The organism is Maritalea mediterranea (assembly GCF_021568695.1).
Taxonomy (GTDB): Bacteria; Pseudomonadota; Alphaproteobacteria; order Rhizobiales; family Devosiaceae; genus Maritalea; species Maritalea mediterranea.
Map to the genome: position 1 here is coordinate 77,177 of NZ_JAKGTI010000001.1, position 24,442 is coordinate 101,618.

A 24,442-nucleotide genomic window follows, 5' to 3' on the forward strand; every position below is an offset into this window, starting at 1 on the left:
ACCAATAGGCCATGATCAAAAAGGAATGAAAAGCGCAAATGTCTGTCGATCACCAATTTGATGACCAGCTAGACCCACCCCTGTTCCGCGCCACCCTGCGGCCCCATCGTTCGTTGAGCGAGCGCGGCATTCTGGTGGTGATCATCATTGCAGGCACGCTGGCGCTGATCCCCGGCCTCATCTTTTTTTTGATGGGTGCTTGGCCGATTGTCGGTTTTTTAGGCCTAGATATTTTGCTGCTTTATTGGGCGCTCACCCGCTCCAAACGCGGCGAAAAACAATATGAGGAAGTGGGCCTCTGGCACGACGCCATCCGCATCCGCAAGGTGGATATCAAAGGTCGGATCAAGGAGATCGAGCTCAACCCCTTCTGGACCCGCCTCGTCACAAAACTGAACGCTGAAGATGAAGTCGACAGCCTGCACCTGATCGCCCGGCAGCAACGCATCGCCTTGGGCGAATTCCTCAACCCCGCCGACAAAACCAGCTTCGCCCGCACCTTTGGGCAAGAGCTGTCGCGGGCGAAACGGTAGAGGGTTTTGGGGGCGTGCTGTCTCACGGCCATTCGATGCTGCGCATCGGCCTGCGACGGCGCGGCCAAAAAGTTGGCCGGGGTCCTCGCTACGCTCGTCCACTCTTTTTACCTGAAAGTCTCGTCGTAGGCGGTTCCCCACCCCGTCACCCCGGACTTGATCCGGGGTCCAATCAGCATTGGTGAACGTGCACAACATGAGTGTTTTCGCCCAACCAGCACCGCTACATGGATTACCGGATCAAGTCCGGTAATGACGTGAGAGGGTGTTGTTACGCCTTGCATAGCATCAAGGAGAGGCACCAATCGGCGGGGATGCCGGGGTAGCGAACGCAATGAGCGACGGCGGCGCATGATAATGACGGGGGATGCCGGGGTAGCGAACGTAGTGAGCGACGGCGGCAACAAAGATGTCAAAATCGGGTCGATCCCCTATTCCGCCTTGCACTATCCTGCGGTCCACGTTCAAATGCGGGAGCTTGAAAATGGACCAGACGATGCACCAGCTCGAAATTTGCGCTTCTGATTATGAAATTGTCCGGCAGGTGGTCGAACAGCTGCACGAAACCCCGGCTGATGAGCACCAGATTGACCGCATTGCTGCCGATCTGGGCCTGACCCAACGCCAACTCACCGACATTTTTCGTCGCTGGGCGGGCCTAACACCGAAAGCATTTTCCCATTGCATCACGCTTGACCGTGCCCGCAAAATGCTCAAGGCCGATGTGCCCATCTTTGACGCATCGCTGGAACTGGGCCTGTCATCGCCCGCGCGACTTTATGATCTGTTTGTGACCCATGAAGCGATGCCGCCGGGCTTATACAAAGCAAAGGGCGAAGGGTTGGAGATTCGCTATGGCTTTCATCCGTCGCCCTTTGGCCACGCACTGCTGATGGTCACCGATTATGGCTTGGCGGGCCTCGCCTTTGCCGATGCTGGCCAGGAGCAGTCTGCGCTGGAAGATATGCAATCACGCTGGCCCAAAGCCACCTATATTCAAAACGACACTGAAACCGCACATTGGGCTGATCGTGTGTTTTTGCCCCATCAATGGCAGCAAGATCAGCCGATTCGCGTGGCGATGATCGGCACAGACTTTGAAGTGCGTGTGTGGCAATCCCTTTTGAAAATCAAGCCGGGTGAAGCCAATTCATATGGCGCGATCGCCAAGGAGGTCGGCTCGCCCAAAGCTGCCCGCGCCGTCGGCGCCGCCGTGGGCCGCAACCCCATTTCCTTTGTGGTCCCCTGCCACCGCGTGATCGGCAAAAACGCTGCCCTTACCGGCTATCACTGGGGCCTGACCCGCAAAAAAGCCATGCTGGGCTGGGAAGCCGGGCAGTTGCAGGGGCGCGCTGGTTGATCTCAGGGGGAGTTTATTCCGTGTAAGGTTGAGCCGCAGCGTCTTGCCCTCGCCCCGGGCTTAATCTGGCCCTCTAGCGAAGTGAGAGGTTAGCGAAAGCGTCCCAACAAGCACTCCCGTCATTGCAAGACTTGATCTTGCAATCCATTTGAGGGCAGCGGAGCGGCACATAAGTGTTTGTTGGGCAACTGTTTCACATCAATACCACCCAGCGTGCTGGCCGGTGTGAAATGGACCCCAAGATCAAGTTTTGGGGTGATGCTTGAGGGGATGACAGGACGTGAAAAACACTGGTATGTAGCACCATTCGGCGGGGGTGCCAGGGTAGCGAACGAATTGAGCGACGGCAGCGCAAAAAAGAGCCGAGTGTGTTGTTGCGCCGTGCACAGCATAAGAGCGGGGCACCCATTGGCGGGGGTGCCGGGGTAGCGAACGCAGTGAGCGACGGCGGCGCGTTAAAATGCCGGGGGTGCCGAGGACAAATGTCGAGCCGCCATCGGCCCAGAGCTTTATTTCCCTCCCCTTGATGGGGAGGGAGCAAGGGTGGGGTGTTTCCCCTAAATATTTTCAACCTTCAGCACTTTGCCACTTTCATTCAGATCATAAATGATCGGCTTGCCGGTGGCGATTTCGCGTTTCAAAATTTCTTCCGGAGACAGGCCCTCAAGCGCCATCACCAAAGCCCGCAGCGAGTTGCCGTGCGCGGCCACCAAGATGGTGCCACCATCCAAAACGCGTGGCTCAATCTCGCGTTTATAATAAGGCAACACGCGGTCCGCCGTGTCTTTGAGGCTTTCACCACCCGGAGGCGGTGTGTCATAGGACCGACGCCAAATATGCACCTGCTCGTCGCCCCATTTTTCCCGCGCATCATCTTTGTTCAGCCCGGCCAAATCGCCATAATCACGCTCATTCAAATCCTGATGGCGGATAATGGTCATATTGGTGATGCCCATCTCTTCGAGCATCAAATCAAGCGTATGCTGGGCGCGTTTCAGGGCCGATGTGTAACAAAGTTCGATCTCATAACCGCGCGATTTCAGCAGCTGGCCTGCTTCCTTGGCTTCTTCAATGCCTTTGTCGGTGAGGCCCGGATTCTTCCAGCCGGTGAACAGGTTTTTCAAATTCCATTCGCTTTGGCCGTGACGCACCAAAATCAATCTACGATCCATGATTTATTCCTCTAATCCCAAAACATCTATCATTGAATAAAGCCCGGCAGGCTTGTCCTTCGCCCAAAGGGCAGCGTGAATAGCGCCTTGCGCAAAAACTGAACGGTCTTCGGCAATATGCCCCAATTTGATCCGCTCTTTTTCGCCGGCAAAAATCACATCATGCTCACCGGTCACCGTGCCGCCGCGCAGCGTGGCAAAACCAATGGTGCCTTCTTCGCGTTCCCCGGTGATGCCATCGCGTGAGCGGACGGCCTGTTCGGCCAAATCAACATCGCGGCCCTTGGCCGCCGCCTCGCCCAACAGCAGCGCGGTGCCTGAAGGGGCGTCAACCTTCATCCGGTGATGCATTTCCAAAACTTCAATATCAAAGCTTTTTGGCAAGGCCCGCGCCGCCTTTTCCACCAGTGCCGCCAGCAGATTCACGCCCAAAGACATATTGCCCGATTTCACCAAGGTGAGATGGTCCGCCTGCGCTTCGATTTCAGCATTCTGTTCGGCCGTCCAGCCGGTGGTGCCCACCACATGCACTTTGCCTTTGGCGCGCTTGGCCACATCAATTGATACTTGCGGGGTGGTAAAGTCGATAATCGCATCGCTTTCAGCCAGCGCTTTATCGAGATCGTCGCTGATCAACACGCCCAGCGGCTCCAATCCAGCCAATTGCGCGGCATCCTTGCCCAGATGCGGGCTGCCTGCGCGCTCCACGGCGGCGCTCAACACGGCGCCTTTGGTGGCGTGAATGGCGCGAATATTGGCACCGCCCATGCGGCCACCCGCACCGAGAATCAAAACTTTAAGGTTGCTCATTGAGAAACTCTCCATTGCTGACCCTTTGATAGCCAGAAAATGGGGTGGTGGAAAGGGGAAGTGACCTAAAACCGTTCGCCAAAAATCATCCGCTCGCCAATGGTGTTCAGTTGTTGCTCGTTCGAACTGGTCGCGAGCGCGCGCAATTCTGGCCCCGCTTGGTCCCAAGCCCATTCTTGAAAGCCGTTACGGAGATAATAAGGGCCGTTGAAGGGCACATGTTTCCAGGTCAGGCCCGCCAATCCCTTAAATTCATTTTCCCGCGCATAGTCGCGCATATGGGCCAGCAGGCGGCGACCCAACCCTTTGCCCTGATGGGCGCGGGCCACGCCGATTTCGGCGATATAAAGCAGATCATCCACCGGCTTGGCGCGCACAAAACCCACGGGCTGTTCACGATGCTCAATCAGCCACAGCAACTCATTTTGGCGAAACTTTTCTGCATATTGGGCTGCGGTCAGCCCGGTTAAACGCGCACCGGCGAAGGCCCCGCCCATATTGGCAAAGCGTTTGGAGGCGTCATTGTCGATGTCGGACAGAACAGCCGCATCCTCCGGGTCTGCCGGGCGAATACGGGTCACCGCATCGTTGGCGGCATGGATTTCATCATTCACCGCGCCGGCCGCAGCGTAGGGGTCATCCGCCTTATAAACCGGCCGCCCCACCACAAGATGCGCTGCACCCGCTTCAATGGCCTGATAGGGGGTGAAAATCCGCTTCTGATCGTCCGCCGCGCTGCCTTTGGGGCGAATGCCTGGCGTTACCGCCATCAGCTTGCCACCCGACAGGTCGCGCACCATTTCAATTTCCTGGGCGGAGCAAATCACCCCGTCAATGCCGATCTCTGTCGCTTGTTTCGCCCGCCGCGCCACCAAATCGCTCACACCATAGGCATAGCCAGACGCGTTCAGATCTTCATCATCCAGCGAGGTCATCACCGTCACCCCAAGCAGCTTGGTGTCGGTGCCTTCCACCGCGCGTTTCGCCGCGGCCATGCAATGGGGTTCCGCATGGATGGTCACAAAGTCCGCGCCCAACTCGGCGAGGCCCGCCACGCCCTTTTCCACCGTGTTGGGAATATCGAGCAGCTTGACATCCATAAAGATCTTTTTGCCCGCCCGTTTCAGTTCCCGCGCAAGGCCCAGCCCGTCGCCGCCATAAATCAGCTGATAGCCAATTTTAAAAAACACCCCACGATCATCCATCCGCTCCACCAACGCCTCTGCTTCCTTACGGGTCGGCACATCAAGGGCGGTGATCAATTGGGGGGTCGCATTGCTCATTTGGGGCTCCGGCGGCTGGTGGCGTCGGAGTTACGGCATCGCACAGTTCGGGAAAAACGGCAAGGTTTATTGGCGATTTGATTACTGTCAGTTACTGCGAGGCACAGCACCCTCGGTGGTTTCGTGCCGCTACAGGTCGTTCCTTTGCAGCGCTCAAGCCGCGCAATCTGGCTCACGTCCTCGGCATTATTACGCGCCGCCGTCGCTCACTACGTTCGCTACCCCGGCACCTTTTCTTGCCGCCACCGGTCGCTGCGCTCCCGTCCCCGGCACCCCCGCCATGGTTGCCAAACTTTTCGGCAGTGCAGGGCATTGCTACATCCCCTCACGTCATTACCGGACTTGATCCGGTAATCCATGTAGCGGTTGAGATGTAGCACCAAGCATCTCTGCTGTGCCGCTTCGTTTGTCCCGCTTGGACCCCGGATCAAGTCCGGGGTGACGGCGGTGGTTAGGGAGACGTTACGGAAAAAACGGCAAGGAAAAAGACGGACGAGCATTGCGAGGACCCCGCGCGACCTCGCGGAGGTTAGCTGCCGAAGGCACCGCTCAACCGTGCGCGAAAATGCACCCTATTTCATCTTCGCATAAAGATTTTCCAGCTTTTGCGAATTATCGAGATGGAAACGGTGGTCCGCCGGCGGATGGGCGCGTTGGCCGCACTCAAGGCGCGGGCAAATGCGGCAGCCGACCCCGATCGGCACCACCTGGCTTTGGTCTTTCAGATCAATCCCGTCGGCATAGATCATCTCTTTGGCGTGGGAGATATGGCAGCCTAGGCCGATGGACAAGTGGCGGCGCGGGGCGTTGTGGCGATAGCCGCCCTTGGCGATGCTTTTGGCGATGCAGAAATAGCTCTCGCCGTCCGGCATTTGCGAGATTTGAATATTGACCTTTTCCGGCTGCAAGAAGGCGGAATAGATGTTCCAGCGCGGGCAGGCGCCGGAATGACGCGGAATATGGATGCCGGAAAGCGAGAAGCGCTTGGAGATATTGCCGGCAATATCGGTGCGCACCAAATGCATCGGAATACCCTGCGCGCCCGGGCGCTGCATCGTGGTCATGCGATGGCACACCTGCTCAAAACTGGCCCCGAACCGGCGGGAAATCCGCTCCACATCATAGCGAAATTCTCGGCAAGCGCGCAAAAACGGCTCATAAGGCATCACCAAAGCGGCGCTGAAATAGGAGGCCAACACATTGCGGGCCAAAAGCGGCGCGTCGCCTTCTTCCGGCAGGGTGGATTGGTCAATGATGCGGTTTATTTCATGTTCTGCTGAAAGGAGCGCCAGCCGGTGCGCCACGGCAAATAGCGCGGTCTCCGGTGCCAGAACGTCGGAAATAAACAGCCGTGAGATGTTTTCGTCAAACCGTTGTGCCACGCCATGGGGCAGGGAGGCCAGTTTGCAGTCAATGCCAAAAACATTGGCCAGATAGGCCTTCATACCATATTCGAGATTGTCGGCCGCCTGATCAATATCGTGGCGCACCCGTTCCGCCGCCGCTTCCAGCGCCGGGAAATGGTTGGCATTTTCCTGGATAAAGTCGGAAATCGCCTCGGTGGCCATATGATAGAAGGTGGGGGCGGGCTGATCGCTGGGTTGGGCGGTGCCACCGCGATTTGTTTCCTGATATTTGTCGAACAGACGCAAAATTGCCCGCGCCGCATTGGGGTTGGAAAAGGCCAAATCACGGATTTCATGGTTGGTGAGATCACTATCGGCAAAAAGATCATCGCCAAACAGCTCCATCAAATCGCCTACTAACTGGCCTTCGTCGCTTTCCACCAGTTCGCCCGGCTCGATGCCGAAATGGCCCGCCAGTTTAAACAAAAGCGGCACGGTGATGTTGCGGCGATTGTGTTCCAAAAGGTTTAAATAGCTCGCAGAGATGCCCAGCGCCTCGGCAAGGTCGGCCTGCGACATGTGTTTTTGCCGCCGTAAGCGCCTGATTTTGCCACCTATTTGTGGTCCGGCCTTGTCCATTCCGCCCTCCCGAACTTTACAGAACTTTACAATTATTCTCGCCTAACTTTACAAGGATTTACACCTTAACACCTTGATATCACGAATTATCTTGCATTTCGAAGCGATTTGTCAAATCTTTACATTGTCACTTCGGGATTGGCCCGAACATGGAGAAACAAAATGACACACACAATCGAAATGCCCCACACGCAAACGCAAGATCAGTATATCACAATCATTGCGCGCACTGTGGCTGACGCCATGCGTCAGTTTAAGGCGCGCGGCCTCGATACAGAGGGTTACGCGATTGTGGGTCCTGTCGATAAACATCGGTTTGCCTTGGCGGATGGAGACAATCCAAGCACCGACATGTTTGAAGGCGCGCAAATGATCGCTGCCACCTTCCGCCGTACAACACCACATCAAGGCTAAGCCGAACACTTAACTGAACAATGTTCCCTCCAAATGGTGCCGTCGCTCATGCGGCATCCCCCGCCGGGGTCTCCCCGGCGGCTTGGAGGTGTGTATCTAAAGGGAGAAGAGATATGCTCGACCGCAACCAACAAAACCAGTTCAAAGCCCCCGAATGGGCCCCGGACCGTTGGAAAAACATTAAACGCAACTATACGCCAGCGGATGTGGCCAAACTGGCCGGTTCCTTGCCGATCCAGCATTCATTGGCAGAAAATGGCGCCAAAAAATTGTGGGAGCTGTTGCACACAGAAGATTATGTGCCCACCCTTGGCACCTTCACCGGTAATCAGGCGGTGCAGCAGATCAAAGCCGGGCTGAAAGCCATCTATTTGTCGGGCTGGCAAGTTGCGGCAGATGCCAACAATTCGGGAAATATGTATCCCGACCAGTCGCTTTACCCGGCTGACAGCGTGCCCGCCATCGTTAAGCGCATCAATAAGGCGCTGCAACGGGCCGACCAGATCCAGACCATGGAGAAATTGTCGGGCGAGAGCACCACAGATTATGATTTCTTCGCCCCGATCATCGCCGATGCCGAAGCGGGCTTTGGTGGACAATTGAACGCCTTCGAGCTGATGAAAGCGATGATCGAGGCGGGTGCGGCTGCCGTGCACTTTGAAGATCAGTTGGCGTCCGAAAAGAAATGCGGTCATTTGGGCGGCAAGGTTCTGGTGCCAACAAAAACCTTTATCCGTACTTTGAATGCGGCGCGCCTGGCGTCTGACGTGATGGGCGTACCCACATTGATTATGGCCCGCACCGATGCGGAAGCGGCGCGGCTGATCACCTCTGATGTGGATGAATATGACGCGCCATTCGTCACCGGTGAGCGCACCGAAGAAGGCTTTTATCGTCTGAAAGGCGGATTTGATGCCGCGATTGCCCGTGGCTTGGCCTATGCGCCATATGCGGATTTGATCTGGTGTGAAACCTCAACGCCAAATCTGGATGATGCCCGCCGCTTTGCAGAAGCCATCAAGGCAGAATATCCGGATCAGATGCTGGCTTATAATTGCTCACCTTCCTTCAACTGGGCGAAGCATATGGGCGAAGCTGAAATGGAGAAGTTCCAGGCCGAACTGGGCGCGATGGGCTATAAATATCAGTTCATCACCTTGGCCGGGTTCCACAATCTCAGCTACACCACATTTGATCTCGCCAGCCGCTATAAGGAGCGGGGCATGGCCGCCTATTCAGAATTGCAACAGGCCGAATTTGGGGCCGAAAGCCGCGGCTTCTCTGCCACACGGCACCAGCGCGAAGTGGGCACAAGCTATTTTGATGCAGTGTCCATGGCTGTTAGCGACGGCACAAGCTCCACCACGGCCATGGCGGAATCGACCGAAACCGCCCAGTTCTGATTTGCTACCCTTTGGCAAATGGTCGTCGTCCCCACAGCTGGCGACCAAACGTCAAAACTCAACCGGCGGGTTTGCCCCGCCGGTTTTTTGTTCAGATCAGTCTGCCTTTTGACCGGGGGCAAGGGCTTTGCTGGCGTCCGCCAACCCTTTCACACCATCCATGCCCGCAAGGATTTCGGCTGAAGATCCTTTAAAGGCATCGCCGATCGGTTCGGCACGACCGCCAAGACATTCGGCCAAAAAACCTTCCATGGTGGCAAAGAAGCTGAGGCGGTTTTCGGGGCGCTGGAAACCGTGGCCTTCGTCGGTGTAGTTCAAATAAGTCACCGGCAGATTCTTTTCCTGCATGGCGTCAGCGATCTGGTCCGCCTCGATTTTGGTGACGCGCGGGTCGTTCGCCCCTTGGCCGATCAAAAGCGGCACTTTGATCTTGTCCACATGGGTCAAAGGTGATTGGGCCACAATACGCTTGCGATCTTCTGGCTTGGCCGGATCACCAATATGACGATAGAAGGTGCCTTCCAAAACGGGCCGCCAGTAAGGGGGGAAGCTCTCCATCAGGGTCACAAGGTTGGATGGACCCACAATATCAACCCCACAGGTGAACTTGTCCGGCGTGAAAGTGACGCCCACCAAAGTGGCATAGCCGCCATAGGAGCCGCCACCAATGGCCACTTTGTCCGGATCGGCGATGCCTTTTTCAATTGCCCAGTCCACCGCATCGATCAGATCGTCATGCATTTTGCCCGACCATTCGCCAATGGCTTTATTGACGTGATTTTTGCCGAAGCCTGTGGAGCCGCGATAATTGACGCTGAGCACTGCATAGCCGCGGTTGGCCATCCATTGATGGGTGGCGTTATAGCCGTAACTGTCCCTCGCCCACGGGCCGCCATGTACCCACAATAGAGTGGGTACCGGTCTGTCCGGAATGCCGTCTCCATCTTTATCCGTGCCTGGGGGCAGGGTGTAATAGCTAACAAGTTCCAGCCCATCGCGGGCCTTAATCGCCACCGGGTGCATCGGCTGCAACGGCGCGCCTGCCAACGCGGGTCGGCTGGAGAATAGTTCGGTCAATGATTTGCTGTCCCGATCATAAAGCTGATAGGTGCCCGGCGCCTCCGCCGCATCATCAACGACCACCCATTTGCGATTGTCCCGCGTGGCGCTGGTGATGCTGATCTGGCCTTTGAATTGTGACTTCAGAAAATCGAGATCGGCTTCAATCGACGGGTCCAATGCTGTCCATTCAGACTGAAGATGGTTCACCGCATAAGCCAGCGGCTCCAATGTCTCAGGGTCAGAGGCCACATTGGAAATATCTGCAAGATCGCTGCTGGCAATTTCCGTCACCTTGCCGCTTTCAATATTCACCTTGGTGAAGGCGGCCTTGTCGCGGCCGCGACTGTCAAGCATGTAAACGCTCTGATTGTCTTTGGTGAACCCGATCAGATGGGTATTAAAAAAATCATCATTATCAATGGTTTGAAACAGCTCACCCTTTTCGCCTTTGGCGTTCACATGATAGATGTTGGCCCCACCACCGGGCACGGTTTCCATGCCGAAACGCGGGGTCAGGCTGTTATCAATATCCCAGCCACCATAACCGGGATTTTCCGCCAACAAGCTCAAGTCGCCGGTGCGGTAATCCAGCTCATAAAGGTCGAAAAACTGCGGATCCCGCTCATTGATGCCAATGATGGCACGGCCCGGATAATCCTTGTTCATTTTCAGGACCTGCGCGCGTGCGCCATCCTTGATCGGCGTTAAATCGCGGGTTTCTGCCGTTTCAATATGGGTGGCATAAAGATGGAAGTTCTCATCGCCGCCTTTGTCTTGCTGGGTAAGAATATAGGCACTATCCGGTGTCCAGAAATGCGCATTGATGCCGCGCTGTTTATCCTGGGTAATGACCCGCGCCTCGTCTGGTTTATCCGCCGGTGCCACCCACACATTCATCACCCCATCTTTGGGAGCCAGCCAGCTCAACCATTTGCCGTCCGGACTGATGCGCCCCTGTGATTGGGTGGGGTTGCCCAACAGGGCTTCACGGGGAATGAGCTCGTAATCAAAGGAAGATGCAGTTGCGGGTGCCATTGTGCCTCCGGCCATTATAAGTAAAAGTGAACAGGCGGCCGTCACAGCCAGCCCGGATGATGTAACCGTAGTAAACATATAGGTTCTCCGTGGCAGAATGCCAAAGAGATGTGGGCTGAATTTTGTCAGACAATGCGAAAATGGTCGAATTTTGCGGGTATTTGCTCTTGCTGTTCAAAAACCAAGTGCCAAGGAAGCTTTTGGCCCTAGGCCCGTTTGCGCAGCCGAAAGGCCATGCCTTGACTAAGCGGCGCAGTCATCTCAAAGCCGAACTTTTTATAAAGATGATGGGCGTCGCCATCGGCAAACAGATTGACCCATGTTAAATCCGGCATATGGGCGTGGATATGATCCAGCAGCGCCTGCATAATCTGCTGGCCCAAGCCCCTGCCCTGATGCGCCGGGTCCACGGCGATATCGCATATTTGTACAAAGCAGCCGCCATCGCCAATCAGGCGCCCCATGCCCACCAATTGCCCCGCCTCATCGCGCAAACAGACACCATAGAGTGAGTTGGCCATGCCGATTCGCGCGCCTTCCAGGCTCTTCGGCGACAGGCCGGTTCTCACCCGCATTTCGCAATATTCTTCCGGGGTGGGCACGTGATGATGGAGCGTGATAGGAGACATATATCGCTATTTTCTTGGTTTTTTGATTAAACAAGGTCAGCTTCCGTCCATCCAATGTCGGCCAGCTCTTGGGTGCGATATGGCTGATCTATTGCGAACAAAAACTCATCCAGTTGCGGCGGCTTGATCGGGCTGCCCGTAAGCATGGCATGGGCCTGGCCGCGATGGTGAATTTGATGCTGGAACAAGTGCAGCAACACATTTTCCACCGGCTCGGTGGTGTTGTGTAATTGCACAATTTTATCCATTTGTGCGGCGTCCAATTGCTTGCAGAACGCCAGCAACCGTTCATCCACCTCGCCTTGCGCTGTGCGCAGCGCCAAGGGATCATCAAACGGGGTTTCATCTTTCCAGGCGTCAACGCCCAACGTGCCGCCCTCCAGCGCGTCCACATAATACCAGTCGACCACCAGAATATGGTTCAAGGTTTGCCACAAAGAGGGGAAGAAAGAGGTGCGTTCTTTCGTAAACTCCGCCGCTTCCATCGCTGAAATGGCGGTGAGCAGACGATAATTGGCCAGCCGGTTGTTTTGCGCCAGCTTGACGAAGGGGCGTGCGGCGATGTTCATACGTTTATCCCAGACTGAAATTCAGCCGATATCCAAGCGCTTCGGCCACATGATGTCGCTCCACATTGGCTTGATTCTCCAGATCCGCCAAGGTGCGCGCCACCTTCAAGACCCGATGATAAGCACGCGCGGACAGATTGAATTTTTCGGCCGCATCCACCAGCAGTTTTTTCGAACTGTCTTTCAGCTCCACCACTTTTTCGATCAGATCGGCGCTGGCTTTGGCGTTGGTATAGAGGCCACTCCCTGCGTAACGTGCCTCCTGTGCCTGCCGCGCCTGCGCCACCCGTTCGGCGATGGCCGCGCTCGGTTCGGCCTTGCCATGGTCAATCATATCGAGGGCCGAGACCGCTGGCACATCCACGCGAATATCGATCCGGTCCAGAAACGGACCGGACAGGCGCGCCTGATAATCCGTCGCGCAGCGATCGCCCCGGCGACAAGTGTGCCCCGGCGTGCCCGCCATGCCACATTTGCATGGATTCATCGCCGCGATCAGTTGAAATTGCGAAGGGTAGGTGACCCGATGATTGGCGCGGGCGATCACCGTCTCGCCGCTCTCCAGTGGCTGGCGCAACCCGTCCAGCACTTGCGGCGAAAATTCGGGCAGCTCATCGAGAAACAGCACGCCATTATGGGCCAGTGACACTTCGCCCGGTTTCACCTTTATACCCCCGCCCACCAGCGCCGCCATGGAGGCGGAATGATGCGGTGCCCGGAAGGGCCGTCGATCCGACAATTTGCCACCAGCCAATTGCCCGGCCACCGATTGCACCATCGACACATCCAGCAATTCGCGCGGATTGAGCGGCGGCAAAATAGAGGGCAACCGCGCCGCCAGCATGGATTTGCCCGCACCTGGCGGACCGACCATCAGGAAATTATGGCCTCCGGCAGCGGCCACTTCTAGCGCCCGTTTGGCGCCTTCCTGGCCTTTAATGTCGGCCATATCGGGCAAGTCCGCCCCCATTTCCTGCCGTTTGGGCTGGGGCCGGGCACACATTTGCGTGCCATTTAAATGGTTGGTCAGGGCCAACAGGCTGTCGGGTGCCACAATGTCCAGCTCCGCACTGGCCCAGGCGGCTTCCGGCCCGGCGGCGTGGGGGCAGATCAGCCCGAATTCCATGGCCTTGGCGGCAATGGCAGTGGGCAAGACGCCGGCGACAGGGGAGATGCGGCCATCCAGCGCCAATTCGCCGAGCACCAGATAGCCGTTGGCCATATCGGGCGAAATAGCGCCAATAGCGGCCATCAGCCCCAAAGCGATGGGCAGATCATAATGGCTGCCTTCTTTTGGCAGATCGGCAGGTGCGAGATTAACGACAATGCGTTTTGGGGGGAGAGAAAGGCCTGAAGCATTGAGCGCGGCGCGCACCCGCTCTTTGCTTTCCGCCACGGCCTTATCGGCCAATCCAACGATATTGAATGCGGGCAGGCCATTGGCGACCTGCACTTGAACGTCGATGGGCACAGTATTGATGCCCTGAAACGCCACCGTTTGAATGCGCGTGACCATAATGTTCCAAAAACTAAACTAAGTATGAACACCCAGCCTAGCAGTGGATATGATCACGCGCAAGAACGTTTCAGGAACGCCGGCCCAGAGCTGTTGAGAACATACCACCCATCAAGCTAACATCACGCTGCATACGTGGAGGCAGTGCTTGTTGGTTCTGGTGTGATACAGATGGTTTTTTCTCTACCATCGCGGTGTTGATGGCCTGTTCCGTATCAGCAGTGCTTTTGCGCCAGCGGCCAAGAAAACGACGATTTTTGGTTGCAGTGTCGATCATCTTTAGCTCCTATAGTTCGAGATTGTGGGGAACATGAACCTGATTCCGGTTTTTGACCAACAAAAGCTCAATCATCTGGCATAAGGAAATTTTATCAATGGCGCTGGATCCCCTGCCACCGCTCACAGCCTTAAGAGCATTTGACTCGGCGGCGCGGCACAGTAGTTTCACCAAAGCCGCCGAAGAATTGAACATGACACAGGCCGCGGTGAGCTATCAGATCAAACAATTGGAAGACCGGTTCGGCGAACCGCTCTTTATCCGCAAGGCGCGGCAGGTGACGCTGAGCGAAGCTGGTGCCCGGCTGGCGCCGTCGGTGATGGAAGCGTTTGAAATCATCCGCCGTGGATTTGCCGAAGCCAAAGGCCAACGCGATGATCTATTGACCATCACCATGGTGCAAACCTTCGCTAGTGCATGGCTGGCCAGGCATTTGGGCGGGTTCCACATTTACAATGGCGATGTGGCGGTCAAAGTCGATATTTCCAGCCATCTAATTCATGATTTTCAGGGTTCGGGCATGGATATTGCCATCCGCTCAGGCCATGGGGATTGGCCGGGCATGGTGTGTAAAAAGCTGTTCCACTTTGATTATACGGTGATGGCAGCGCCCAGTTTTTTGGAAGAAAACCCGGTTGAAAAACCGGAAGATATTCTCGGGCTTTCCATGGCCAGTCCGCACGACCCGTGGTGGCGCACGTGGCTGGCGGCGCAGGGGGTGGACGCGCGTGACCTGGCCCGCGCCCGCGGCCCGGTGCTCGATGTGCAATATATCAATGGCATTGCGGCCCATGCAGGGCACACGCTGGCGCTGCTCACCCCCTGCCTTTTCCAGCCCGAGCTGGACAATGGCTCTCTGGTCCAGCCGTTTGACTATGTGCATCGGGAAGAAAAAGCCCTTTGGCTTTGCTATCCCAAGGGCCGGGAAAACTGGCTGAAGGTGCAGCGGTTTGAAGAATGGCTGTTTGCCAAGCTGGATGAAACCATGCCGAACCGGCGGGTCTAGAATTTGTAGCGAAAACCAATCATTGCGGCATTTGCGCCATCAATTGCTGCCAAACCGGTTGTGCCCCACGCACCGGAACGGTGTTGGGCGCGCCAAAACACTTCAAACTCCGGATTGTCGACATGTGAAAAGCTCAGCTCTGGCCCAACATAGAACAACAATTTGGCAGATTTATCCTGAGCATTTTCGCGCTCTTTGGCGACACCGAAAGTGTCCGTCACAGCGCTGAGACCTAAGGTGAGAGATGGTGAAACGCGCACGCTATCACCCAACACCCAGCCATTATAGCGGCCCAAACCGCCAGCCCAGATTTCAGCTGTGGTCGGGCCTTCGCCGAACCGACCGGCAACACCCGCCTCGACACCCCAGTTCCACCCGTTGGGATCAGTCTTGAAAAACCGCTGATAGCCCATAGCAATGCCGTAGAAATTCTCTGGTGTGGGGGAGGGTGTGAAGGAATGACCAAAATAACCTTTGTGATAACGCCCGCCAAAAATGAAAACTGACTCATCGAAGGCCGGAGGATATAATTGGGCGTCTTTTGTTTCCGGATTGGTCATAAAGGTCTGTGCGCTCGCGCCGGAAAGGGCGTGAACGCACAAGATAATCGCCAGCAAAACTGATTTGGAGGTCGTTTTCGACAAGACGGCACCTGTTACTCATTATTACCCGCCTTGCCTTTTTTGCAAAGCGTGCCCGCGTTGGGCATATCGGTAAAACGCGTTTATTGTTAAATGGTTCCCGGCAATTTAGCGTGACAATGCGAAGTTTTCAATAAATTGTTCAACTGAATCCGCACAGCAACCCGCACTATGATCCGTCAAGTCAGGTGCGGCATGACCTTGTCCCTCATGTCTGCATAAAGCGCGGCCAATTTATTGGCACGGCCACCAGCATCGTTGTCAGCAAGTTGCGGCGGCATCTGATCCATAAAGAAAAAATGGTGCGCCCCTGCGATGAATTTCACATCAATTTCGAGAAACGGGCGGGCAGGCCGCCACAAACCCATGGATCGCTTCGGGCGGGACAATGCGATCCCTTGCGCCGCCTATTAAATTGATCGGCGTATCAAACCCGTCCAATGCGCCGGGGCCACGAAAAAAGTCGAGAGCGGGCGCCATCAGGGTGAGTTGTGTAAATGGCTGGTTCAGCGCAAAGGCGATGGCTTCGCGCCGCAGGGTATAGGCCGTGGCCCCGGCCAGCACCAGCAACATGGCCCCCCGATCGAATGGCCCACCCCAAAGAGTTGGCTTTGGTCCGGCACCAACTCCTGGGTGGCAAGGGTCAGCCGATCAAGCCCATACGCAGCTCTGCGCCTGTGGGCACGGGGTCGGGTAGCATCCCGAAATGCCGCGCCCTGACCTGACCATTTGTGCCCTTTTGCGTCTATTTGCTAATTGCCCAGCCGCGCGGCATGCCAGCGCAAATGATCGTCCATAAAGCTGGAGATGAAATAATAGGAATGGTCATAGCCCTCGCGCATATTGAGGGTCAGGCCAATGCCCGCTTTCTCACACGCGTCTTGCAGCAACCAGGGCTTCAGCCCATTCTCCAAAAAACCATCGGCGCTGCCCTGATCCACCAACAAGGCGTCGTAGCGCGCGCCATCTTCGATCAGATGCACCGCATCATAGGCGCGCCAGGAATCTTTATCGTCGCCCAAATAAGCGGAAAGGCCCTTGATCGACCAGTCGCAGCTTGACGGGTTCACAATCGGCGCGAAGGCGGAGCAGCTCTTATATTTTTCCGGATTTTTCAACGCCAAGGTCAGCGCCCCATGGCCACCCATGGAATGGCCCAAAATGCCCACCCGCGCGGGATCAACCGGAAAATTGGCCAGCACCAGATCATAAAGCTCGTCGCGCACATAGGTCTCCATTTGATAATGATCCGCCCAGGGCGTTTGCGTGGCGTCGAGATAAAAGCCTGCCCCCTTGCCCAATTGCCAATCGTCCGGATCATCGGCCACCTCTTCGCCGCGCGGCGAAGTATCGGGGCACACAATGATAAGCCCCAGCTCCGCGGCCATGCGGCGATATTCGCCCTTATCCATCACATTTTGATGGGTGCAGGTGAGGCCGGACAGATAAAACAAGGTCGGACATTTTTGGATTTTCGCCTGTCGCGGCAGAAAAACGGCGAAATTCATCTTGCAATTGGTGGAGATCGCATTGTGGGCGTAGACCCCCTGAATGCCGTCAAAAGCCTTGGCTTCGGAAATGGTTTCTAGTGTCATGCGTGTCCTCTTGTTTCTTGCTTGCGGGTCCGGTCCCCTGGCTCTTTTTTTGCCGCCACCGGACACTGCGTGTCCGTCCCCGGCACCCCCGGAGTCTTTTTTTGCCGCCACGGGTCGCTTCGCTCCCGTCCCCGGCACCCCCCCCGATGGGTGCCTCGCTCTTATGTTGTGCAAGGTATCGCCGCACCCTCTCACGTCATTACCGGACTTGATCCGGTAATCCATGTAGCGGTGGTGTTTGGGCGAAATGTCCAACTTGTGCACTTTCACCGGCGCTGCGTGAATCCCGGATCAGGTCCGGGGCGGCCCGGTGTGTGGGAATTTCCAATGCTTCAACTGCGCGGATGCAAAAATCTAATACACCACCACCGACCGAATACTCTCGCCGCTATGCATCAGATCAAAGCCCTTATTAATTTCATCCAAGCTCAGCGTGTGGGTAATCATCGGGTCAATTTCAATTTTACCCTGCATATACCAATCCACAATTTTCGGCACATCGGTGCGGCCGCGGGCGCCGCCGAAGGCGGTGCCTTTCCAGGTGCGGCCGGTGACCAGTTGGAAGGGGCGGGTCGAAATCTCTGCGCCAGCGGGGGCGACACCGATAATGATGCTTTCGCCCCAGCCTTTATGGGCGCATTCCAGCGCTTGCCGCATCAGCTTCACGTTGCCGATACACTCAAAAGAATAGTCCGCGCCGCCGCCGGTCAGATCCACCAGATAGGGCACAATATCGTCTTCCACCTCATTCGGGTTGACGAAATGGGTCATGCCAAAGCGTTCGCCCCATTCTTTTTTGGCGGGGTTGGTGTCGACGCCGACAATCATATTGGCCCCGACCAGCCGCAGCCCCTGAATGACGTTCAGGCCGATGCCGCCAAGGCCAAACACCACGGCATTGGCCCCCGGCTCCACCTTGGCGGTGTTGATCACTGCGCCAATACCGGTGGTCACGCCACAGCCAATATAACAAACCTTATCAAACGGGGCGTCCGGATTGATCTTGGCCAGCGCGATCTCTGGCACCACTGTATAATTGGCGAAGGTGGAGGTGCCCATATAGTGGAAAATCTTCTCGCCATTGATGGAGAAGCGCGAGCTGCCATCGGGCATCAGGCCCGCTCCTTGGGTGGAGCGGATTTTCTGGCACAGATTGGTTTTGGGATTAAGGCAATATTCGCACTCGCGACATTCCGGCGTATAGAGCGGGATCACATGATCGCCCGGTTTCAATGAGGTGACGCCTTTGCCCACTTCCACCACCACGCCCGCGCCTTCATGGCCCAGAATGGCGGGAAAAATGCCCTCCGGGTCAGCGCCCGACAGGGTAAATTCATCCGTGTGGCAAATGCCCGTGGCTTTGATTTCAACCAGCACTTCCCCGTCGCGCGGGCCCTCCAATTGCACCGTGGTCACTTCCAGTGGCGCGCCCGCCTTGGTGGCGATTGCAGCTCTTACATCCATGTTGGCCTCCCTTGTTTAAAAGAAAGGCTAAACCAGAATCAGTGCGCTGACGAGAGAGAACTTAACGGGGATGCGGCTAAAGGCTCATCCGGCCCAACAGACCGCTGGTCATCAGCCCGTCAAAGATAAACTGAACCGACAGGGCGGCCAGCAACACGCCGACAATGCGGGAAATCACATGCAGCACGGTAAAGCCCAAAATGCGCTGCAATTGGGTCGCGCCGAGCAAAAACAGATAGGTGAGCATCAGGATCAGCAACAACCCGGCCACCACAGCCACTTGCCGCGGCGGGTCGCCGCTGGCATCGGCCATCAGCAAAATGGTGGCGCCAATGGCCCCCGGCCCGGCAATCAAGGGCGTGGCCAGCGGGAAAACCGAAATATCGGATGAGGACGCCGCTTCGGCATTTTCCTCTTCGGTGGTGGAGGTGCCGCCCGAGGAACGGGCAAAGACCATATCGATGGCGATCAGCAGCAGCAAAATGCCCCCGGCGGTGCGCAGGGCCGGGAGGCTGATGCCGAACACGGCCAGCAACGGTTCGCCGAAAAACACAAAGAACAGCAGCACCGCGCCACCAATCACCACGCCTTTTAGCACCATGGCGCGGCGCTCTGCCGCTGTGGCCCCCGCGGTCAGCGCCGCAAACAGCACCACAATATCGGCTGGCCCGATCGTGGCGAAATAGGTGGTGAAGGACACCAGAAAGGTTTCAATTGGCATAAGCACTCAGCCCCGTCATGCTTGTCTGGGGCTGAGTTTTGCACTTCTAGCGCCGCTTTTCAATCGCGTCCCAAATCAGCGCGGCGATATCTGGGCCGCCAAAGCGTTTGATTTCCCGAATGCCCGTGGGGGACGTCACATTAATCTCAGTGAGATAATCGCCAATCACGTCAATACCGACAAAGATAAAATCGCGTTCCCGCAAGGCAGGCGCAATCCGGGCGCAAATCTCGCGTTCACGGTCCGTCAGGTCGCTCAGCTCAGGCCGTCCGCCCACATGCATGTTGGAGCGACTTTCACCTTCCGCCGGAATGCGGTTCAGGCCCGCCACCGGTTCGCCATCAATAATGATGATCCGCTTGTCGCCCTTGCGCACATCGGGCAGATATTGCTGGATCATAAACGGCTCGCGGAAGCTGGCTTCAAAAATTTCCAGCAGTGAAATCAGATTGTGATCATCCTGGCGCAGCATAAAGACGCCGGCGCCGCCATTGCCATAAAGCGGCTTGATGATGATGTCGCCATAGCGCTTGCGGAAATCGACAATCTGCCCCCGATCCCGGGTCACCAGAGTGGGCGGCATCAGGTCCGGAAATTCGGTTACCAAAATCTTTTCCGGGGCATTGCGCACATGGGCCGGGTGATTCACCACGAGGGTTTTGGGGTGCAGCCGCTCCAGCAAATGGGTGGTGGTGATGTAATGCATGTCAAAGGGCGGGTCCTGCCGCAACAAGATCACGTCAAACTGGCTAAGGTCGGTCAGCGCCGCTTCGCCCAGTTCAAACCAGTGATCTTTATCATCAAACAATTTCACTGATGCCACTTCGGCTTGCACCACACCGGCTTCCAGCCCCAAAGTTGCTGGCGTGTAATAAAATACGTCGTGGCCGCGTGCCTGTGCTTCCAGCATCATCGCAAAGCTGGAATCCCCCGCTGGATTGATCTCAGCAATGGGGTCCATTTGCACCGCGATTTTCAATTGTTTATTGGTCATAAGGCGGGATCACCCTTCATAGGAATCATGGGCCATAAAGGCATTTTGGATATGGATGGGCCAACGCCAAGGCGCAAGGCCAATCACATCAAATTGTTGTTGATGGCTAGCATATTGCTCATTTTTGGCCAACCAATATTGCGCCGCCCGTCGATGCCGATAGGGGTGCAATTGTTCCAGCGCCAAATAAAGCGCGCCGCGGCCGCGTCGGGCTTTCACCTCAACAAACACAATCTGGTTTCCGCGTTGGACCACCAGATCCAGCTCGCCCACGGGCGTTTTCAGCCGCTTGGCCAAGATGCGATACCCCTTTAATCGCAAAAATAGTGCCGCCAAACCCTCGCTTTTGCGCCCATAGCGCTCGGCCTGTTGGCGGCGTCCGGTCATTTTTTCAGCTCCAGCGCCGCTTGATAAACCTGCTTGCGTTTGAGGCCAAAGCCTTGGGCCACCTCATCAACAGCGCTGCGCAGGGGTAACTCTTCCAGCCGTTCGGCCAGCACCGCCTGCCACTCCTTTTGATCGGGCATTTTGTCGGCTTGCGCGCCCGCCACCAAAATTACCAATTCGCCTTTTACATTTTGATCGGCAAATTGAACGGACAGTTCGCCTAAACTACCGCGATACAGCGTTTCAAATTTTTTGGTTATTTCTCGCGCCACAACGGCTTGTCGGTTGTCGCCAAAAATTTCAGCCAACGCCGACAGGCAGGCACTCACCCGTTTGGGCGATTCATAAAACACAAGCGTTTCAGGCCGACCTGAGAGCTCCTTGAGCCGCTCTTTGCGGGCCATTTGCTTCGGCGGCAAAAAGCCAAAGAATGAGAATTGATCCGTGGGTAGACCGGCCACGGCCAGCCCGGCCAACAGCGCTGAAGCGCCAGGCAGCGCCACCACCTCAATGTCAGATTTTGCCGCTTCGCGCACCAGCGGGAAGCCGGGATCGGAGAGGAGCGGCGTGCCCGCATCGGAAATTAGCGCGATAGCGGCCCCATCCTGCACCTGGCGCACAAATTGCGCAGCCATTTCGCTTTCATTATGTTCGTGTAGCGCCCTGCGTCGGGTCTTGATGCCAAAGGCTGAGAGCAGCTTGGCGGACGTGCGGGTGTCTTCGCAAAGAATCAGGTCCGCTCCCGCCAGAACTTCAAGCGCACGCAGCGTGATGTCCTTCAAATTGCCGATGGGTGTGGCCACAATATAGAGGGCCGGGGGCACTTTGGGCGCATTGAAGCCATGTTCGCCTATAAAATAGCGACGATCCGGGGATAATTGCGCCATAGAATTTGCTCAATTCCTAAATATATGTTGATTTCATCTGTCAAGCGCACACACTATAGTGTATCGCGCAACGGGGACAAGCATTGTAAATTCGGCCGAATGGGGCAGAACAAAATGCGGCAATGGATTTGTGCAATAGGACGACTGCACAAATCAAATAGGAGTTTGGGCATGGCAATCTTTCGCGCTACAGCCAGTTTTTTCACCAATAAATCCATTCTTTCGCAAGGATTGAAATTTTTGGCAACCTTGGGAACAGGGGCCGCCCTGTTCGCCTGCACACCGGATTTGGGTTTCGGTCCCTCTGCCCGCTTCGACAACAGCACGGATCGACCCGATTTAAGCAGCAATGCCAATTTGCCCCCGGCGAAAGGGGAGATAATCGGCGAAGGGAACGTGCGCGTGGCGCTTTTGTTGCCGCTCAGCGGCAATGAGGGGCTGGCCAATGTCGGCACGTCCATGCGCAATGGCGCCAAGATGGCGATTGACAAGATCAACAGTTCAGCCGGGTTTCCGCGCAATGTCCATTTGGTGGTCAAGGATACGGGTGGCAATGCTGCCACCGCCCGCACTGCCGCATCAGAAGCCATCAATGAGGGCGCAAGCCTGATTTTGGGGCCCCTGCGGTCTGATGGGGTGCGGGCCGCCGGTGCCGTGGCACGGGCAGCTGGCGTGCCTTTGATTGGCTATTCCAATAATTCCGGGGCCGCCGCGTCCGGCATCTATTTGCTCAACGTGTTGCCCGAGACCGAAGTGAAGCGCTCTATTCAATATGCGCAAAAATTTGGCCGCAAGAGCTTTGCCGCCATTGTGCCGAAAACGGCCTTTGGCCAGATTCAGGAAGGCGCCTTCCGCGTGGCCGCCTCGCAGACCGGCGCCAATATTCAGGGCATTTATCAATTCTCGAATGAAACTGAAGCCCGCACCGCGGTGGAGCAGGTGGTGCCATTCCTGATTTCAGGGCAGATTGACACCTTGTTCATTCCTGATCGCGCAACGGCCCCGTCGATCGCTGTATTGCTTGAATCGGCGCAAATCGACAAAAGCAGCATCACCATTCTGGGCTCCGCCGATTGGGATGGAGATGCGAAGATCAGCCAGACACCGTTTTTGGCAGGCGCCTTTTTCCCGGCCGTGGACGGCGCTGGTTATGACAAGTTGAAACCGGAATATGAGGCGATATATGGGGCAACCCCGCACCCCATGGTCACCTTTGCCTATACATCCGTGTTGCTGGCCAATTCGTCCAGTCTGGCCACCTCGACCCCGCCTTATGATCGTCCCCAACTCACCCGCGCCAGCGGCTTTTCGGGGCAAGATGGGGTGTTCCGCTTCATGGACAATGGCACAAACGAGCATGCACTGGTGATCAAACAGGTGGAACTGGGCGGCAGCCGCGTGGTGGACGAGGCCAAAATGCCCAGCGCCTCCACCACCTTGGCGACACGATAGGGCATGACCCGGGTCAGCGTGATCGGGAATGCAGGTGGCGGGATGTCGAGGCTTAGCACCGCCATTTGCGCCAAGCCTCTGCTCAACGGTCATCAAGGACAGAACCCTCTGGATGCTGGAGTCTGTCGCATAAACAATTTTACGGCGACCAATCTGGGCAAAACGGCAAAAGTTATCGAGAGCAATTCTGCCTTATCGTATGTGTCCAATAAGACATATGCCAATTAACTGCCGACATGTTCCCTGCACAATCACCAGAAATAATGTTAAGGCATAACAGATAGTTGTACTTTGAATGTTTTAGGAAATTTTTATGCGTAAATTTTCACTGATCCTTATTTTTGCATTGGGATTGGCGTCCTCGTCCCAAGCGAAACAGATCGTTTTTCACTCATCGAAACTGCCATATGATACGAACACCGTCACATGTGAAATTATTCTTGAGAAAGCAACTGTGAATAAATATGCCATGTTGAATGCCGCCGTTCTCTTGATGAGCGGCAAGCGCATGGGAAAGCGGTGCGTTGAGGTCGACTATATTCGAGCATTTGAGCTTCTCAAGATGGGGGGCTTTCATGATATTGTTGACCGCAAATTGGTCACATTGAAGACCCGTGCGGATAATGGGCACAACACATCTCGTTCTTGGGTGAGAAAACTCAAAAAGGCTGGCTACAATTTTAAGCGCTAAGGTAGACGAGCGAAGAGAACTCTCCCCGTCATTGCCCGACTTGATCTGGCAATCCACATAGCGGTTGCGTTAGGTCCAATCTTCCAGAGCGACCCCGTCACAGACCAAGCGCCGTCCTGCCCAATCAAAGGCAAGAACATTGCCGCCGCCTTCGGCCGTCATGGTTCGTTGGTCTTCGTCTTGCGATAAGGGGCGTTGGGCAAGATGACATTTGAGCGCCGTGCCACTAGTGCCGTGGCCAGCAAATAGGATGGTTTTGTCGGGGTGGGCGCGGTGTTGGCGATCAATCGCTGCAACAATACGTTTTTGGGGATCCTGTCCTCCCCACCAGCGTCACCACAAGACCTGATCTTGGGGTCCATTTCACGCTGGACACAAGGCAGGTTCGTTTCCATGTGATCGGAAGGGGCGGCATTGCACCACCATTTAGGTGCCTCGCGGTGGCCCTCAAATGGATTGCAAGATCAAGTCTTGCAATGACGGGGGAAATTGTTGGGAGCTTTGACTTCTCTCTCGCTCAGCATGGGCCCCGGATCAGGTCCGGGGCGGTTTGGTG

General features: G+C 56.0%; 25 protein-coding genes and 1 pseudogene. 7 read left to right on the forward strand and 19 right to left on the reverse strand.

Translation table 11 applies throughout. The features are described from left to right. Positions 1-38: 38 nt before the first annotated feature. Complete coding sequence (locus L1I42_RS00425) at positions 39-533, forward strand: DUF2244 domain-containing protein (protein ID WP_236112477.1); 495 nt, start codon at positions 39-41, stop codon at positions 531-533. 484 nt (positions 534-1,017) lie between these two features. Continuing rightward, the gene (locus tag L1I42_RS00430; RefSeq protein ID WP_236112478.1) at positions 1,018-1,893 is read left to right on the forward strand and encodes a methylated-DNA--[protein]-cysteine S-methyltransferase; all 876 of its coding nucleotides are present in this window, start codon (positions 1,018-1,020) and stop codon (positions 1,891-1,893) included. 557 nt (positions 1,894-2,450) lie between these two features. Here the strand turns inward: L1I42_RS00430 and L1I42_RS00435 are convergent. The 5 genes and pseudogenes from L1I42_RS00435 to L1I42_RS00455 all read right to left on the reverse strand — a co-directional run bounded on the left by L1I42_RS00435 (position 2,451) and on the right by L1I42_RS00455 (position 7,143). After that, a complete protein-coding gene (locus L1I42_RS00435; protein ID WP_236112479.1) occupies positions 2,451-3,065 on the reverse strand; it encodes a 2,3-bisphosphoglycerate-dependent phosphoglycerate mutase in 615 nt (204 codons plus the stop codon). A 3-nt stretch (positions 3,066-3,068) separates the two neighbouring features. Continuing rightward, positions 3,069-3,875: a 4-hydroxy-tetrahydrodipicolinate reductase gene (gene dapB, locus L1I42_RS00440; RefSeq protein ID WP_236112480.1), complete on the reverse strand. Its 807-nt coding sequence runs from the start codon at positions 3,873-3,875 to the stop codon at positions 3,069-3,071. A gap of 65 nt (positions 3,876-3,940) precedes the next feature. Next, complete coding sequence (locus L1I42_RS00445) at positions 3,941-4,372, reverse strand: GNAT family N-acetyltransferase (RefSeq protein WP_236114133.1); 432 nt, start codon at positions 4,370-4,372, stop codon at positions 3,941-3,943. A 90-nt stretch (positions 4,373-4,462) separates the two neighbouring features. Then, positions 4,463-5,158, reverse strand: a pseudogene (gene pyrF, locus L1I42_RS00450) (orotidine-5'-phosphate decarboxylase); the annotation flags it as partial. Between the two features lie 572 nt (positions 5,159-5,730). Next, positions 5,731-7,143 carry a helix-turn-helix domain-containing protein gene (locus L1I42_RS00455; protein WP_236112481.1) on the reverse strand — a complete coding sequence of 471 codons (1,413 nt, stop codon included), beginning with the start codon at positions 7,141-7,143 and terminating at the stop codon, positions 5,731-5,733. Between the two features lie 162 nt (positions 7,144-7,305). On the opposite strand from L1I42_RS00455, the gene L1I42_RS00460 reads away from it, so the two are divergent. Next, on the forward strand, positions 7,306-7,557 hold the full coding sequence (locus L1I42_RS00460) for a hypothetical protein (RefSeq protein ID WP_236112482.1): 252 nt from the start codon (positions 7,306-7,308) through the stop codon (positions 7,555-7,557). 113 nt (positions 7,558-7,670) lie between these two features. Further along, entirely contained in the window at positions 7,671-8,960 is a 1,290-nt protein-coding gene (aceA, locus tag L1I42_RS00465) for an isocitrate lyase (RefSeq protein WP_236112483.1), read from the forward strand. A gap of 96 nt (positions 8,961-9,056) precedes the next feature. Here aceA and L1I42_RS00470 read toward each other — a convergent pair whose 3' ends face one another. The 5 genes from L1I42_RS00470 to L1I42_RS00490 form a co-directional block, all read right to left on the reverse strand. After that, on the reverse strand, positions 9,057-11,057 hold the full coding sequence (locus tag L1I42_RS00470; protein WP_236112484.1) for a S9 family peptidase: 2,001 nt from the start codon (positions 11,055-11,057) through the stop codon (positions 9,057-9,059). Positions 11,058-11,263: 206 nt separating this feature from the next. Further along, positions 11,264-11,686 (reverse strand): GNAT family N-acetyltransferase, encoded by a 423-nt coding sequence (locus tag L1I42_RS00475; RefSeq protein ID WP_236112485.1) that lies wholly within the window; start codon positions 11,684-11,686, stop codon positions 11,264-11,266. 26 nt (positions 11,687-11,712) lie between these two features. Then, positions 11,713-12,255: a DinB family protein gene (locus L1I42_RS00480; protein WP_236112486.1), complete on the reverse strand. Its 543-nt coding sequence runs from the start codon at positions 12,253-12,255 to the stop codon at positions 11,713-11,715. Positions 12,256-12,259: 4 nt separating this feature from the next. Further along, positions 12,260-13,771 carry a YifB family Mg chelatase-like AAA ATPase gene (locus tag L1I42_RS00485; RefSeq protein WP_236112487.1) on the reverse strand — a complete coding sequence of 504 codons (1,512 nt, stop codon included), beginning with the start codon at positions 13,769-13,771 and terminating at the stop codon, positions 12,260-12,262. A gap of 70 nt (positions 13,772-13,841) precedes the next feature. Next, the gene (locus L1I42_RS00490; protein WP_236112488.1) at positions 13,842-14,048 is read right to left on the reverse strand and encodes a hypothetical protein; all 207 of its coding nucleotides are present in this window, start codon (positions 14,046-14,048) and stop codon (positions 13,842-13,844) included. 97 nt (positions 14,049-14,145) lie between these two features. On the opposite strand from L1I42_RS00490, the gene L1I42_RS00495 reads away from it, so the two are divergent. Beyond that, on the forward strand, positions 14,146-15,054 hold the full coding sequence (locus L1I42_RS00495) for a LysR family transcriptional regulator (RefSeq protein WP_236112489.1): 909 nt from the start codon (positions 14,146-14,148) through the stop codon (positions 15,052-15,054). Here L1I42_RS00495 and L1I42_RS00500 read toward each other — a convergent pair. The 9 genes from L1I42_RS00500 to rsmI form a co-directional block, all read right to left on the reverse strand. After that, positions 15,051-15,698, reverse strand: a complete 648-nt coding sequence (locus L1I42_RS00500; protein WP_236112490.1) for a hypothetical protein — start codon at positions 15,696-15,698, stop codon at positions 15,051-15,053. The two genes, L1I42_RS00495 and L1I42_RS00500, sit on opposite strands and share 4 nt — an antisense overlap. Before the next feature lie 176 nt (positions 15,699-15,874). Then, positions 15,875-16,021 carry a hypothetical protein gene (locus L1I42_RS00505; protein ID WP_236112491.1) on the reverse strand — a complete coding sequence of 49 codons (147 nt, stop codon included), beginning with the start codon at positions 16,019-16,021 and terminating at the stop codon, positions 15,875-15,877. Position 16,022: 1 nt separating this feature from the next. Next, positions 16,023-16,268: a hypothetical protein gene (locus L1I42_RS00510; RefSeq protein ID WP_236112492.1), complete on the reverse strand. Its 246-nt coding sequence runs from the start codon at positions 16,266-16,268 to the stop codon at positions 16,023-16,025. A gap of 179 nt (positions 16,269-16,447) precedes the next feature. Further along, the gene (gene fghA, locus L1I42_RS00515) at positions 16,448-17,290 is read right to left on the reverse strand and encodes an S-formylglutathione hydrolase (protein WP_236112493.1); all 843 of its coding nucleotides are present in this window, start codon (positions 17,288-17,290) and stop codon (positions 16,448-16,450) included. 354 nt (positions 17,291-17,644) lie between these two features. Then, positions 17,645-18,754, reverse strand: coding sequence for an S-(hydroxymethyl)glutathione dehydrogenase/class III alcohol dehydrogenase (locus L1I42_RS00520; RefSeq protein ID WP_236112494.1), 1,110 nt, complete (start codon positions 18,752-18,754; stop codon positions 17,645-17,647). Positions 18,755-18,830: 76 nt separating this feature from the next. After that, positions 18,831-19,475 carry a MarC family protein gene (locus tag L1I42_RS00525; RefSeq protein ID WP_236112495.1) on the reverse strand — a complete coding sequence of 215 codons (645 nt, stop codon included), beginning with the start codon at positions 19,473-19,475 and terminating at the stop codon, positions 18,831-18,833. A gap of 46 nt (positions 19,476-19,521) precedes the next feature. Beyond that, positions 19,522-20,469, reverse strand: a complete 948-nt coding sequence (gene gshB / locus L1I42_RS00530) for a glutathione synthase (RefSeq protein WP_236112496.1) — start codon at positions 20,467-20,469, stop codon at positions 19,522-19,524. A gap of 9 nt (positions 20,470-20,478) precedes the next feature. After that, on the reverse strand, positions 20,479-20,856 hold the full coding sequence (locus L1I42_RS00535; RefSeq protein WP_236112497.1) for a YraN family protein: 378 nt from the start codon (positions 20,854-20,856) through the stop codon (positions 20,479-20,481). Continuing rightward, on the reverse strand, positions 20,853-21,743 hold the full coding sequence (gene rsmI, locus L1I42_RS00540) for a 16S rRNA (cytidine(1402)-2'-O)-methyltransferase (protein ID WP_236112498.1): 891 nt from the start codon (positions 21,741-21,743) through the stop codon (positions 20,853-20,855). Before rsmI ends, L1I42_RS00535 begins: the two co-directional genes overlap by 4 nt. Positions 21,744-21,914: 171 nt before the next feature. On the opposite strand from rsmI, the gene L1I42_RS00545 reads away from it, so the two are divergent. Together L1I42_RS00545 and L1I42_RS00550 are read left to right on the forward strand one after the other, a co-directional pair. Continuing rightward, complete coding sequence (locus L1I42_RS00545; protein ID WP_236112499.1) at positions 21,915-23,195, forward strand: penicillin-binding protein activator; 1,281 nt, start codon at positions 21,915-21,917, stop codon at positions 23,193-23,195. A gap of 313 nt (positions 23,196-23,508) precedes the next feature. After that, entirely contained in the window at positions 23,509-23,886 is a 378-nt protein-coding gene (locus L1I42_RS00550; protein ID WP_236112500.1) for a P-loop NTPase family protein, read from the forward strand. Positions 23,887-24,442: the final 556 nt, after the last annotated feature.

What these genes read in the sequence shown, in the direction of transcription:
- L1I42_RS00425 (WP_236112477.1), top strand. Translation starts at nt 39, where the DNA reads ATGTCTGTCGATCACCAATTTGATGACCAGCTAGACCCACCCCTGTTC.
- L1I42_RS00430 (WP_236112478.1), top strand. Translation starts at nt 1,018, where the DNA reads ATGGACCAGACGATGCACCAGCTCGAAATTTGCGCTTCTGATTATGAA.
- L1I42_RS00435 (WP_236112479.1), bottom strand. Translation starts at nt 3,065, where the DNA reads ATGGATCGTAGATTGATTTTGGTGCGTCACGGCCAAAGCGAATGGAAT.
- dapB (WP_236112480.1), bottom strand. Translation starts at nt 3,875, where the DNA reads ATGAGCAACCTTAAAGTTTTGATTCTCGGTGCGGGTGGCCGCATGGGC.
- L1I42_RS00445 (WP_236114133.1), bottom strand. Translation starts at nt 4,372, where the DNA reads ATGGGCGGGGCCTTCGCCGGTGCGCGTTTAACCGGGCTGACCGCAGCC.
- L1I42_RS00455 (WP_236112481.1), bottom strand. Translation starts at nt 7,143, where the DNA reads ATGGACAAGGCCGGACCACAAATAGGTGGCAAAATCAGGCGCTTACGG.
- L1I42_RS00460 (WP_236112482.1), top strand. Translation starts at nt 7,306, where the DNA reads ATGACACACACAATCGAAATGCCCCACACGCAAACGCAAGATCAGTAT.
- aceA (WP_236112483.1), top strand. Translation starts at nt 7,671, where the DNA reads ATGCTCGACCGCAACCAACAAAACCAGTTCAAAGCCCCCGAATGGGCC.
- L1I42_RS00470 (WP_236112484.1), bottom strand. Translation starts at nt 11,057, where the DNA reads ATGGCACCCGCAACTGCATCTTCCTTTGATTACGAGCTCATTCCCCGT.
- L1I42_RS00475 (WP_236112485.1), bottom strand. Translation starts at nt 11,686, where the DNA reads ATGTCTCCTATCACGCTCCATCATCACGTGCCCACCCCGGAAGAATAT.
- L1I42_RS00480 (WP_236112486.1), bottom strand. Translation starts at nt 12,255, where the DNA reads ATGAACATCGCCGCACGCCCCTTCGTCAAGCTGGCGCAAAACAACCGG.
- L1I42_RS00485 (WP_236112487.1), bottom strand. Translation starts at nt 13,771, where the DNA reads ATGGTCACGCGCATTCAAACGGTGGCGTTTCAGGGCATCAATACTGTG.
- L1I42_RS00490 (WP_236112488.1), bottom strand. Translation starts at nt 14,048, where the DNA reads ATGATCGACACTGCAACCAAAAATCGTCGTTTTCTTGGCCGCTGGCGC.
- L1I42_RS00495 (WP_236112489.1), top strand. Translation starts at nt 14,146, where the DNA reads ATGGCGCTGGATCCCCTGCCACCGCTCACAGCCTTAAGAGCATTTGAC.
- L1I42_RS00510 (WP_236112492.1), bottom strand. Translation starts at nt 16,268, where the DNA reads ATGTTGCTGGTGCTGGCCGGGGCCACGGCCTATACCCTGCGGCGCGAA.
- fghA (WP_236112493.1), bottom strand. Translation starts at nt 17,290, where the DNA reads ATGACACTAGAAACCATTTCCGAAGCCAAGGCTTTTGACGGCATTCAG.
- L1I42_RS00520 (WP_236112494.1), bottom strand. Translation starts at nt 18,754, where the DNA reads ATGGATGTAAGAGCTGCAATCGCCACCAAGGCGGGCGCGCCACTGGAA.
- L1I42_RS00525 (WP_236112495.1), bottom strand. Translation starts at nt 19,475, where the DNA reads ATGCCAATTGAAACCTTTCTGGTGTCCTTCACCACCTATTTCGCCACG.
- gshB (WP_236112496.1), bottom strand. Translation starts at nt 20,469, where the DNA reads ATGACCAATAAACAATTGAAAATCGCGGTGCAAATGGACCCCATTGCT.
- L1I42_RS00535 (WP_236112497.1), bottom strand. Translation starts at nt 20,856, where the DNA reads ATGACCGGACGCCGCCAACAGGCCGAGCGCTATGGGCGCAAAAGCGAG.
- rsmI (WP_236112498.1), bottom strand. Translation starts at nt 21,743, where the DNA reads ATGGCGCAATTATCCCCGGATCGTCGCTATTTTATAGGCGAACATGGC.
- L1I42_RS00545 (WP_236112499.1), top strand. Translation starts at nt 21,915, where the DNA reads ATGGCAATCTTTCGCGCTACAGCCAGTTTTTTCACCAATAAATCCATT.
- L1I42_RS00550 (WP_236112500.1), top strand. Translation starts at nt 23,509, where the DNA reads ATGCGTAAATTTTCACTGATCCTTATTTTTGCATTGGGATTGGCGTCC.